Here is a 12,526-nt window from a genome sequence, read left to right as displayed (position 1 = left end):
AATCCATTGAAGAAGAAAATTAGATTACTTTCTATTCTTGTGTTTGCAGCTGTTGTTCTCAGTGGTTGTTCAGGAGTAGAAAACAAAGAAGGTACATTTTATAATATATTTGTTCGACCGTTTGAATTTCTCATTCATTTCTTTGGGGAAATGTTCAATGGTAGCTACGGGTTAGCAATTATTGCAATTACCGTACTTATTCGTTTTGCCCTTATGCCGTTAATGCTTAAAAACTATAAGAATCAACAAGGCATGAAAGTAAAAATGGATAAGCTGAAACCAGAAATGGACGAAATCCAAAAGAAACTAAAAGAAAAAAACAACACAAAGGAAGAACAAGCTGCTTTACAACAAGAAATGATGGGATTATATCGTAAACACGGAGTAAATCCATTGAATATGGGTTGCTTACCAATGCTTATTCAAATGCCAATTGTCATGGGATTATACTATTCCATTTTGTATTCGACCGATATAAAGACGCATCCTTTCTTATGGTTTAATCTAGGTTCTCCTGATATTGCGATGACACTTATTGCAGGTGTAGTTTATTTTATCCAAGCAAAAGTATCGCTGTGGACAGTACCTGAGCAACAAAAACAACAAATGAAAATGATGATTTATATTTCACCTATTATGATTATGTTTATTTCCTTTAGCTCAATGGCAGCATTGCCACTATATTGGACTGTTGGTGGGCTTATTTTAATATTCCAGACATACTTAGGACGTAAATTCTACTCGAATCATCCAGAAAAAGCGGAAGAATCTGTATAACAAAAACGAAGCTTCTTATAGCTTCGTTTTTTTCATGAGAGGTGTAAGAAATGAATAGAAATTGGCTTTTTGGTTTATTAATTGTTGCAGTAAGTATTACTTCTTTAGTATTTATTATTATCGGAAATTTAAATATGGCAGTTCTGTTTATGACAGCTATATTTGCGTTAAGTAATGGACACCGTGCAATTAGCTTTAAAGAAAAAGGATTTGTCCGAGAAGCCAAATGGATGAAAGGTATGTCCATTGTCTTTGCTATACTATTTTTCGTAGTTCTAGGTCTAAACTTTTTTTAAGGCTCCGTTACATGTCAATGGTCAGAAGCTGTTACCTTCTTAAAGGTACCGGCTTTTTTTATACCTTTATTTCTGTCGAGATAGTAGAATAATTATTAATCATATTGTTTGTATTGTTTTAAGGAATAGTTAAAGGAAAAATGTTAAACTAGAAGTATCGTAATCAGAAAGAAGGAAGAGCAAGAGATGCAATCGAGATATAGTTTATTATCAAGAAATAAGAAGAAAAAATGGCCTTATTTTGTTTCGGGATCCATTGCAGTAGTATTAATAGGATTTATCGTTATATGGGTAGGAATGAATGATTGGAATATAGATAAGAGTATTGCAGCTTTAGGTATTTCCAATAAAGTTGAAGAAACTGTGATTGAAGAAAAAGTAGCAGGACCAGTAACAGAGGAAAAGGTAGAAGAAACTCCTGTAGTAGGACAACCACTTGAAAAAGTAGAGGAAATTGATATGTCAGGGGCAAAAGGATATGAAGGACATGAGACGTTACCTGAAGTACCGACATATGTGGAGGGAGTATTAATAGCGAGTAAAAAATATCCTTTACCATCCACGTACGCACCAGGAGAAAGTAAAGAAGCGAGAGAAGCATTCGAGCGAATGGCAGCAGAAGCTGCACTTTCTGGCTATGACCTCGTAGCATTCAGTTCGTATCGCTCTTTTGATTATCAAGTCCAATTGTATGAGAGATATGTAAATAATGATGGTCAGGAAGAAGCTGATCGTTATAGTGCACGTCCTGGATATTCAGAACACCAAACAGGTTTAGCGTTTGATATAGGTGAGAAACTTTTCGAAGAACATTTTGCGAGGGTAAGCTTCGGAGAAACAGAAGCTGGTAAATGGGTGGCGGCTAATGCCCATAAGTATGGGTTTGTTATGCGCTATCCAAATGGCAAAGAGAAAATCACTGGGTATATGTATGAACCATGGCATTTCCGCTATATTGGAGAAGACCTAGCGCCAAAAGTGTATGAAGCAGGAATCACTTTAGAAGAATATTTTGACTTGTAAAATATAGGAACTGTTCCGAAAGTTTGCTCGCTTTCCACGGACGAAATGCCAAACCTCCTTGGGGGAATAGGATTTTTTCCTATAAGCGGGTTACGGGGTCTTGACGGCCCGATTTTCCGTGGGAGTCTCTCGGATTTCGTTACAAAATATATTCTTTAAAAAAACGACCTAATTTAACAGAGCCAAATGATAAAAGAGAAGTTTCCATGTTCGGAAACTTCTCTTTCTATAATATAGGAGATATTAGGCGTGCCAGTGATTCTTTAAATTTAATCATTTTTGTTCTTTCCTCATAAAGCTCCCAAGTCATTTCGGTTGATAATTTCATATCTTCTTCGAAAAGCTCTGCTAATTGATGGGAAGTTTCGCGATCATATATAAATGCATTTACTTCAAAATTCAACTTGAAACTACGAACGTCTATATTAGCTGTTCCTACTGTAGAAGCCTCATCATCAATAACAATCATCTTTGTGTGTAAAAATCCATTTTCGTAAATATACACTTTCGCTCCAGCCTTGATTAATTCTCCGACATAAGAATAAGTAGCCCAATAAACAAAAATGTGATCTGGCTTATTTGGAATCATTATACGCACATCAATACCGGATAGGCATGCAATTCGAAGTGTGTCCATAAAGCTCGCATCGGGAATAAAATAAGGGGTTTGTATATAAATATATCTTTTCGCCATCATAATTAACTTAAGGTAGCCGTATTTGATTTGCTCCCATTCCGAATCTGGTCCACTTGAAATAATCTGTAAACCAACAGAACCTTTCATCGGAATGGCGGGGAAGAAACGGTCGGAATATTCGATATCATGGTCAGTCGAAGCTTGGTTCCAATCGAGAATAAACCGCGTTTGAAGAGGGTGTACGGAGCTACCCTCAATGCGTAAATGTGTATCCCGCCAATAGCCAAATTTCTTGTTTAACCCTAAATATTCATCTCCCACATTAAACCCACCAATATAGCCAATGCGTCCATCTATAACAACAATTTTGCGGTGATTGCGATAATTCATTCGTGGATTAATTAGCGGTAAGATAGCTGGGAAAAATGCTTCTACTCGACCACCTAGCTCAATTAGCTCTTTAAAATGTCTTTTTCGTAAAGATCTTGATCCTGTATCATCATATAAAATTCGAACCTTTACCCCTTGTTTTGCTTTTTCTAATAACAACTGATAGATTTGCTGTCCAAGATTATCTAAACGAAAGATATAGTATTGGATGTGAATATGATCTTTAGCATTTTCTATGTCATGAATGAGTGCATCAAACTTCTCACGGCCATCATTAAAAATCTCTACTTTATTGTCCTGGGTTAAAACGGCTTGGTTATTGTGTAAATGCATAATAATTAATTCTTTAAATTGGCTTGCGTCATCTAAACGAAAATCGAACGAATCATCCTCAATTGCTTCCATTTGGAAATCAATGAGCTTATCAATCCCGATCTGATTCTTACCTTCCCATCGAAATAGCGTTTTTCTCCGTAATTTTCTTCCAAACAATAAGTAAATTCCGAAGCCTAAAATAGGGATAAAGAAAAGAATCATAATCCATGCCCATGTAGAAGAAGCGTCTCGTCGCTCCATGAAAATTAAAGCAATCGCAAGAAAAATATTTAAAATAAGTATGCCAGAAACAACGAAACTAAAGAAACCTGTTGCCAAGTTTATCACCCCTATGCCTTTTCTTATAGTTAATCTTTAGTATAGCTGATTTAATGAAAAGAAAGAAGAAAACCACATGTCACATGCTAAAAAGAAAATAAAACCTACTTGACCGATAGGAATAAAAGTATTATTATATGATGAGAATGAGAGATGGAGGTATTTTATATGAATTTATTATTTATTATTCTCAATATTGCAGCTTTATTGCTGTTCGTTGGAATCTTAATCATAATGCAAAAAAAACATGTTACTTTTTCGAAACGAGTATTTTCGGCATTAGGGTTAGGGATAGCATTAGGTTTAGCGCTAAACTTTATTTATGGGGCGACTTCAGAAGTATTAGCCGAGTCGGCAGATTGGTATAACTTAATCGGAACAGGATACATTAAGTTATTACAAATGATAGTTATGCCACTAGTATTTATATCGATTTTAGGTGCATTTACGAAGATAACGATCGGTAAAAATTTTGGGAAGATGGCAGCAATTATTTTAAGCTTCCTTATTGGTACGACAGCTGTTGCTGCACTTGTAGGAATTGGTTCAGCAGCAATCTTTGATCTAAACGCAGATCAAATTGTTCAAGGGGATGCTGAAGTAGCCCGCGCAGAGTACTATGAAGGACGTTCTGCGGAAGTAGCAGATAAAACACTTCCTCAACAAATGCTTGATTTACTACCAGCAAATCCATTTTTAGATTTTACTGGAGCACGTGGCACATCTACGATTGCAGTGGTAATTTTTGCGGCGTTCCTAGGATTTGCTTATCTAGGTGTAGCACGTAAAGAAATAGAAACTGCTGCAACGATTAAAAAGGGAATAGATGCAGTTTACACACTTATCATGAGTGTAGTGAAAATCGTACTGAAGTTAACTCCATACGGGATTTTAGCGATTATGGCAAAAACAGTCGCAACCTCTGATTTTGCTGCAATTTTAAGCTTAGGTAAATTTGTTGTAGCATCGTACGTTGCGTTAGCAATCATGTTTGCAATACACTTATTAATCATCACACTTTCTGGATTAAATCCAATAACGTATGTGAAAAAGGCAGCAGAACCATTAATTTTTGCTTTTACATCACGTTCAAGTGCAGGTACTTTACCTATTAATATTAATACGCAAACAACTAAGCTAGGCGTTTCGGAAGGTATTGCAAATTTCTCTGGTTCGTTCGGTTTGTCCATCGGGCAAAATGGATGTGCAGGCGTATATCCAGCAATGCTAGCATTTATGATTGCACCATCACAAGGGATTAATCCTTTAGATCCTATGTTTATCCTTACTGTAGTTGCAGTAGTAGCAATTAGCTCATTTGGAGTTGCAGGAGTTGGTGGCGGAGCAACATTTGCCGCAATTCTAGTACTCTCTGCTTTAAACTTACCAGTTGCTTTAGCGGGCTTACTTGTTTCTGTAGAACCATTAATCGATATGGGTCGTACAGCTGTAAACGTAAGTGGATCTATGACTGCTGGTGTCGCGACGGCGAAAATCACTGGAGAATTAGACAAAGACATTTACAATGCTCCACTAGAAACACAAACAGTAGAAGCATAATAATAAATCAGAAAAGATGTCTTTGATGAGTCCACTGAAAAACGAACGTTTTTAAAATAGTAAATTCTTTTTAAACAAAGATCCGGCACTTCTTGTTCAAGTTTGAACAGGAAATGCCGGATTTCTTTGTTTATTTCTCCTCTTTTTCGATCAGTAATTTCAAAATCCGTTTCAGATTAACGGCGAATATCGTTGTGGCACCTCGTATTTCCATGCCAAATAAACCCGCTGAGGATTCACTTTGTTGATGGAGCGGTAGGCGGCGACTCCGGCGGGATGAGTGAGACAGATAAGCCATCACAAATGACGCGTAGCGGCAGTGATGGTTTATCGCTCACCCCGCGGAAAGCGTCCGCCTATAGCGGAAATCAACTATATGTTCGTATTTTAATGCCCCCGACACGGGCATCTGGATTTGTTAATAGCTAAATTGCATTTCGTAATCTTCAAGAACACGCTAAGAAATGATGAATAGACTTTTTCAGTGTCCTTACACTTTTCTCATGTGACTACCACTTAATTACAATGATCAAACTATACCCATCTATCCAATCTACATATTCCCTAGTATGTCTACATAAAATTTATATGTATTTTTACAAAATTTAGATACTAGTTTGATATAATGGAACTGAATTATTAACCAAATTTAGACAAAGTTCCCTACTTTTATAAGTGGTGTGATGAGTGAGTATTTGTAGGCAATTTAATAGATAAAGGAGATAGGACAATGCTACAAGCAATCAATCTTCATAAAAAATTTAAGACAAAAGAAGTGGTGCGACAAATTAACATACAATTAGATGCGGGGGAATCGGTAGGATTACTTGGACCTAATGGGGCTGGCAAATCAACAACTATTTCAATGCTCTCTTCATTAGTTGTGCCGACGAGTGGGGAAGTATTGTGGAATACAGTATCTATCAATAAAAAACCAGAGGCGCTTCGTAAAACGCTTGGTGTGGTGCCCCAAGAAATTGCCTTATATCCAGAGCTTTCTGCGCAAGAAAACTTAGCTTTTTTTGGCCGAATTTATGGGCTTAAAGGACAATTATTATTAGAACGAATAGAAGAAATATTGATGAAGATTGGGTTATCTGATCGAAAAAAAGATATTGTGAAAACTTTTTCTGGAGGAATGAAACGTCGTTTAAACATAGGAGCTGCTCTTTTGCATAAACCATCCATCCTAATCATGGATGAACCGACTGTAGGAATCGACCCACAATCTAGAGCGTATATTTTAGATACTGTCAAACAGCTAGTGGAAGAAGGGATGACCTTATTGTATACAAGCCATTACATGGAGGAAGTCGAGCTTCTCTGCGACAAAATTTACATTATGGATCAAGGGGAGATTATCGCATTTGGAACAAAAGAAGAGCTAAAATCTCTTGTTTCAGACAATCAAACAATCGAATTAAAAGGGCATCAACTGACAGCTGAATTTGAAAGAGAACTGGTGAGTCATTTTCCTACAGCAAGTGTTCGAAAAGAAGAAGAAATACTTTTGCTATCGATGCCTAAAAACGAAGAGCCGCTTGCTACTATTTTTGCTATTGCTGCTGAAAACGACGTAAATATTACATCAGCAATTGTGAAAGTCCCTTCTCTCGAAGATGTATTTCTACATTTAACTGGAAGAGCTCTGAGAGACTAGGGGGATGACAATGCTACTTACTTTAATTGGTAAACAAATGAAAATGCTCTTGCGTAACAAACAACCACTCATTATTTTATTAGTTATGCCTGTGGTACTAATTACAATTCTTTCCACTGCGCTTGCAGGCGTTATGAATAGCGGAGGAGAGCCTGCTATTCAAGCAAAACTAGTTATCATAGATGAATCTAACTGGCAACAGGAAGAGGCCTCTATCTCAAGCTTCCTGAAAGAACAGGGAATTAGTGGACCTGCTTTAAACGCTTTTAAAAACAATGATCCAATTTATATTCTAGAAAACTCTATATTGGCTTCAAAGGATGTAAATAAATATATCACGTTAGAGAAGCAGCCAGCTAGTGAACTCGAAAGCATTCGGAAAGAGAAAGACATCGATGGAATTTTAGTGGTTCCAGCTGACTTTCGATTGAATTATATAAAAGCAGCTTATTTTGATGACAATCAATCACCTAATATTGATTTATTTTTAAGCCAAGAAAATGAAATTAGGGCTTCCATAATTCAGTCTATAATCGATCAGTGGCAAAATGGTTTTTCGAAGTCCCTTGCACTTGCAAAAGCCGGAATTTCCCCAGATGAAGTTATGCAAAGTAATCAGCATGTTGAAAAAATAGAACAGATTCTAGAAGAAGGGGAACGAAAAATTCCTGCTTCCATTTATTACACAGTAGGAATGCTTGTTATGTTTGCCCTTTATATACCGTCTTTTTTATCAGGCTTTGCATTGCAGGAAGTGCAGTGGAAAGTATATGATCGAATACTTTTAGCAGGTGTGTCGGCTACTAAGTATGCTCTTTCTATTTTTGCTACAGGAACACTTGTAGCGATTATGCAGCAGATCATTATTCTGCTCTTCGGTAAATTTGTGCTAAGAATCGACTGGATGGGTTTAGAAGCAATGGCTATTATTGTTTTAAGTTATAGTCTATTTATAGGGGGGCTTGCAGCATTATTAACAACCCTTCAATTTAGAACAAAATCAGATGGAGCAGCAAATATATTTAATGGTTTAGTTGTATCAGTTTTCTCTTTTCTAGGAGGATCGTTTTTCAATATTGGAGATGTATCTAGCTTACTAGCCAATATCGGGAATTTCACACCGAATGGTGCGGCAATGACAGCTATTTTATTCATTCAAAAAGGTCAACGATTAGATGTAATTTGGCCTTATATGACCGCTTTGTATGTAGCGCTTATTCTTTGCGTACTGCTTGCTATTGTTTTATTTCCGAAAAGAGGGGTGACATCATGAAGGGAATATGGTTGGCAAGACTCCAAAACTTGAAGAGAAAGCCTCTCGTTCTTATTACGATGACAGTCATGACAGTTATTTTTGCTTATATACTAAGTGGTTCTGTTGGTAGTAAATTACCGTTATTAGTTGCCACTGACGATACGAACACGAGTCAGGAAATTCTAAAAAGCCTACAGAACGAAGAGGATTATATAGTAACCATTTTAACTGAAAAAGAGCTTCAAAAAGTAATGAAGGAAAAGCGAGACACCATCGGGATATTGCTTCAAGAAAAATCGTATTCGGTTTTATCGGATACAGAATCAGATACAGTAAGAATGCTATCACTAAAAATCGAATCAATGTATAGTGAGCTTGCATTTCGCGACCAAGTATATGCTGCAGGTGGTGAAAGTAAGTGGGAAGAAGTAGAAAAAAGGATAAGGGAAGAACAAGCTTTCCAACTAACAAAATCCGCTATGGATGAGTCAAAAGTTTTCCGATACGATGGTGCATTGCAAAGCTTATTTGGATTTATGCTCTACTTTGTTTTTTATACGATCTCTATTAATGTACAATTTATATTAGAAGATAAGCGAACTGGAATTTGGAATCGATTAAAACTCGCTTCTATTAGAAGATTCCAATTGTATTTTGGTCATCTATCGTTTAGTTATATGATTGGATTTGTACAGATGCTTTTAGTCATTTTAGTATTTCGATTCATAGTAGGGACGAATATGTACGGAGGATTTTGGAAAGTAGTAGCGATTTGTAGTTTCTATGTTTTACTTGTGATGACATTCTCCTTATTTATCATCTCGCTGGTTAAAACAGTGAGTCAGAGTAGTGTAATTATTTCATTACTCGCAGTAGCTTTTGCAATGATTGGTGGAGCATATTGGCCACTTGAAATCGTACAGTCAGATAGCTTGCTAGCAATGAGGTGGATATCACCTATCTATTATGGCATGGAAGCTTTAAAGAGAGTGACCATTTATGGGGAAACCTTAGGAAATGTCTCTATGTATTTAAAGTTGATGTTACTTCTAGCAATTTTACTGATAGCGATTGGGATTACTTTATTAGAAAAAAGAACAGAGCGGTATCATTCAAGTGAGTAGATGGGGGAGACAAGGGTGTATTGGTGTAAAATTGCGCGTACGGAAAAAGAGTTTGAAGCGATTGCTAGATTAAATTACCAAACGTTTGTGGAAGAGATTCCGCAGCACGAACCGGATCCAAGTGGAATGCGGGTAGATGCTTTCCATCATGAAAATGTGTATGTCATTGTATTAAAGGACCAGGAGCTTGCCGGAATGATTGCGTTTCGAGCTGCACGCCCCTTTTCCTTAGACCGAAAACTTGGGCCAGTAGAGGAGTTACTTCCTGAAGATGCGCTGAAGGGACTGTTGTGTGAAGTTCGATTAATGGCAGTTGATAAAGAACATCGAAATGGACGAGTATTTTATTATTTAGCACGAGCATTGTCTGATTATGCGTACGAAAATGGATACGGAGCGGCCGTTATATCTGGAACGGTTCGGGAACAAAAATTATATAACCAGCTCGGTTTTGAGCCATTTGCAGAAACAGTTGGAACAGGTGATGCTCTTTTTGTGCCGATGGTACTTACAAGAGAACGATTTGAACATTCCGTTGCGGCCCGTTTCAAGCAAAAAAGATATTCGTTTTATCCTGGGCCTGTACATCAATCTAAACCTATACAGCAAGCATTTTTAGAAAAACCAATATCTCACCGTTCGCATGAGTTTAAAGTGATGCTAGAGCGAGTGAAGACCCGACTTTTGACGATGAGTGGTGCAGCATATGTACACCTGTTAGTAGGAAGTGGAACGCTCGCCAATGAAGCGATGATTGCTCAGTTACATGTGCTCGGTGAAAAGGGACTAATTCTTACAAATGGAGCTTTTGGAGAACGTTTGGAAAAACAAGCGAAAAGATGGAAGCTTTCATATGATGTAGAAGCATATGAGTGGGGAGTTTCTTTTGACTTAGGATCTATTGAAAAAAAACTTGCAACAGGAAATTATAGTTGGTTGCTCATGACGCATGGCGAAACGTCTACAGGGATGCTAAATGATTTAAATAAGCTAGTAGAAATATGTAATCGGTATAATGTATTAGTCTGTGCAGATTGTGTGAGCTCTTTTGGGGCACTTCCTTTTCACATGGATGGGGTGTATTTAGCTACTGGAGTTAGTGGAAAAGCAATTGGCACAATGAGTGGATTAGCGTTTGTGTTTTCCAATACAGAGATAATGGCTAGTGAGAGGATTCCAACTTATTTAGATATCGGGTTATCTTCGAATAATACGGTGCCTTTTACAGTGCCATCTCCATTTGTACAAAGTTTAGAAAATGCACTGATGGCATATGATAGGGGAGTTAGGTACGACCTTTTACATAATCGGATGAAATTTATCGAAGAAGAAGTGGAAAAACATCCAATACAATTACTAGCAAATCATCCTTACCCGATGATTTTTACGTGGAAGGAAAAGAGCTTTCCGCAATTAGCGGAAGATGCGCGTATGTCGGGATTTGATCTTCATTATAAAAGTGATTATTTGCTAGAAAAAAACTTACTGCAAATTTCTTGTATTCAACCAGATTTCGAGGATGCTTGGACCAAGTTTATGAGTTGGTTTGAAAATTATCGCTCTTATCATAACGAATAATCGAACGGGTCAGAATGTGACCGGATAAAAATAATAGAACTGCATAGCAGAAAAGGCCGTATCCAAGTCGATTTTGACTTAGACTACAGGCCTTTTTCTATGCAAATCTCTCAAAAAATCCTTCTTCCGGATATCTCTTGCGCATATTGCGTAAATAAACGAGAAAAGATATTTCTACAATTAGGTAAAGAATGATAAGTAAAATAGATACTGGTAGCATTACTTCCATTGTCACATTCATTAAAAAGGATTGGATGAATAAAGAACTTAGTGTAACCGTCATATACCAATAAAACATTCGGTTCGTGGATAATAATGCACTATTGGAAGGAAGCATCTTTGAAATCTTTCGAAGTAATTCGAATAAGAAATAAACAAGAATCACTTTTAGCAAACTAAGAAGTGTTGGGTAGTATGCTAGCCAACTAATTTGTTGAATAACTTGATCACTCAAGAAGAAATTAGGTAGGGAAACGACTACTAAAATAATCGAAAGTACTTTCAATCTTTCATAGGATTGGGATGATAAAGTGGCGATTTGTTTAATGCCATTGTAAATGAAAATATAGCCAATAAAGTCCGGGAACAGGTCAACGATTATATGAATTTTAATAAATACTAAAAGGAAACCAATGAATAGTTGTTTATATCCATTTCTCATTTCTCCTCACCTCTCGCTTTCTTCACGATGGTGTTCACTTGATTTTGTGTAAGAGTTGGATCAACTTGTACGTAGATTCCATAGGAAGATTGTTGTCCGTTTATTTTTTTTCCGATCCAATTGTGCGTTGCTTCAATGTATTTTACATCTTCCACGTTATCTTTTAATTTATAAATTAGCCCTACTTTATCTCCCTCTTCTATTTGAAGTGGCCAATTGATCTCTATATCAAGGGGAGCATCGATATCTTCCCAATCAGTTTTCAATATTTTTTTTACATCTACAAAATTAGCACTCTTACTTTTGAGTAGCATTACTTTTAAATCCATATTTTCTCGAATGACCTCTGGCAGCTCAATCGGTTCCATGTTTGCGGACTCGACTACTTCAAGTAAACTACCTTGAATACCTGCATTGCTAGAAAAGCTACTAGCGTGAGAAAAAATAGATTGATCATCTTTATAAAATGTGAAATTTAACTTATCAACTTTTAGAGGAATCACTTGCCCGTTTGTAAATCGTGCAAGAACGTTGTCTGTTTGAATACTTTCATGCAGGCGTTTTATATCATCTTCACTCAATGTGAAAAGTGCTTCCTTTAGAAAATGATGTGTAAATTCTTGCTTATATGATTGGGCGGAAGGTTCTCCAAACCATGGGAAATAGTTTCGCTCATTCGAGTAAGTGTATCCATCAACTAGTAGGCTATCTAATTCCACTACTTCGTTTTTATTCGTTATATAAAGCAAGGTGAAAATCGTATTCTCCGATGAAGGCACATCTATATACGTATTTAAAATAACTGGCTCTTTTAACTGCTTAGATTCAAAGTAGATGGTATTTCCAATCCAACTTATAAAAATGATGCTAATAACTCCCCAAAACCAATTCTTCTTCAATGATTAACCCCT

Annotated in this window: 11 protein-coding genes; 8 read left to right on the top strand and 3 right to left on the bottom strand. The window is 36.7% G+C overall.

Features of this window, described 5'->3' with window-relative positions:
• Positions 1 to 6 precede the first annotated feature (6 nt).
• From yidC to MHB48_RS18180, 3 genes are all read left to right on the top strand, one after another.
• Positions 7 to 777: a membrane protein insertase YidC gene (gene yidC / locus MHB48_RS18190; protein WP_342599267.1), complete on the top strand. Its 771-nt coding sequence runs from the start codon at positions 7 to 9 to the stop codon at positions 775 to 777.
• A gap of 50 nt (positions 778 to 827) precedes the next feature.
• Complete coding sequence (locus MHB48_RS18185; protein ID WP_340924011.1) at positions 828 to 1,073, top strand: hypothetical protein; 246 nt, start codon at positions 828 to 830, stop codon at positions 1,071 to 1,073.
• Between the two features lie 186 nt (positions 1,074 to 1,259).
• Entirely contained in the window at positions 1,260 to 2,096 is an 837-nt protein-coding gene (locus tag MHB48_RS18180) for a M15 family metallopeptidase (RefSeq protein ID WP_342599266.1), read from the top strand.
• A gap of 226 nt (positions 2,097 to 2,322) precedes the next feature.
• Here MHB48_RS18180 and cls read toward each other — a convergent pair whose 3' ends face one another.
• Positions 2,323 to 3,777 carry a cardiolipin synthase gene (gene cls, locus MHB48_RS18175; protein WP_342599265.1) on the bottom strand — a complete coding sequence of 485 codons (1,455 nt, stop codon included), beginning with the start codon at positions 3,775 to 3,777 and terminating at the stop codon, positions 2,323 to 2,325.
• Between the two features lie 168 nt (positions 3,778 to 3,945).
• Between cls and MHB48_RS18170 the strand changes: the two genes are divergently transcribed.
• The 5 genes from MHB48_RS18170 (at position 3,946) to MHB48_RS18150 (ending at position 10,954) form a co-directional block, all read left to right on the top strand.
• Positions 3,946 to 5,337 (top strand): L-cystine transporter, encoded by a 1,392-nt coding sequence (locus MHB48_RS18170; RefSeq protein ID WP_342599264.1) that lies wholly within the window; start codon positions 3,946 to 3,948, stop codon positions 5,335 to 5,337.
• A 730-nt stretch (positions 5,338 to 6,067) separates the two neighbouring features.
• The gene (locus tag MHB48_RS18165) at positions 6,068 to 6,997 is read left to right on the top strand and encodes an ABC transporter ATP-binding protein (protein ID WP_342599263.1); all 930 of its coding nucleotides are present in this window, start codon (positions 6,068 to 6,070) and stop codon (positions 6,995 to 6,997) included.
• A 10-nt stretch (positions 6,998 to 7,007) separates the two neighbouring features.
• Entirely contained in the window at positions 7,008 to 8,270 is a 1,263-nt protein-coding gene (locus tag MHB48_RS18160) for an ABC transporter permease (RefSeq protein WP_342599262.1), read from the top strand.
• The gene (locus tag MHB48_RS18155) at positions 8,267 to 9,376 is read left to right on the top strand and encodes an ABC transporter permease (protein ID WP_342599261.1); all 1,110 of its coding nucleotides are present in this window, start codon (positions 8,267 to 8,269) and stop codon (positions 9,374 to 9,376) included. The genes MHB48_RS18160 and MHB48_RS18155 overlap by 4 nt, the downstream gene beginning before the upstream one ends.
• Positions 9,377 to 9,391: 15 nt before the next feature.
• Positions 9,392 to 10,954 (top strand): aminotransferase class V-fold PLP-dependent enzyme, encoded by a 1,563-nt coding sequence (locus MHB48_RS18150; RefSeq protein WP_342599260.1) that lies wholly within the window; start codon positions 9,392 to 9,394, stop codon positions 10,952 to 10,954.
• A 97-nt stretch (positions 10,955 to 11,051) separates the two neighbouring features.
• Here MHB48_RS18150 and MHB48_RS18145 read toward each other — a convergent pair whose 3' ends face one another.
• The gene (locus MHB48_RS18145; RefSeq protein WP_342599259.1) at positions 11,052 to 11,615 is read right to left on the bottom strand and encodes a hypothetical protein; all 564 of its coding nucleotides are present in this window, start codon (positions 11,613 to 11,615) and stop codon (positions 11,052 to 11,054) included.
• Entirely contained in the window at positions 11,612 to 12,514 is a 903-nt protein-coding gene (locus MHB48_RS18140; RefSeq protein ID WP_342599258.1) for a hypothetical protein, read from the bottom strand. The genes MHB48_RS18145 and MHB48_RS18140 overlap by 4 nt, the downstream gene beginning before the upstream one ends.
• Positions 12,515 to 12,526 lie beyond the last annotated feature (12 nt).

Origin of the sequence: Psychrobacillus sp. FSL H8-0483, assembly GCF_038637725.1 — a bacterium.
Classification (GTDB): Bacteria; Bacillota; Bacilli; order Bacillales_A; family Planococcaceae; genus Psychrobacillus.
This window is presented reverse-complemented; position numbering and strand designations above follow the sequence as displayed.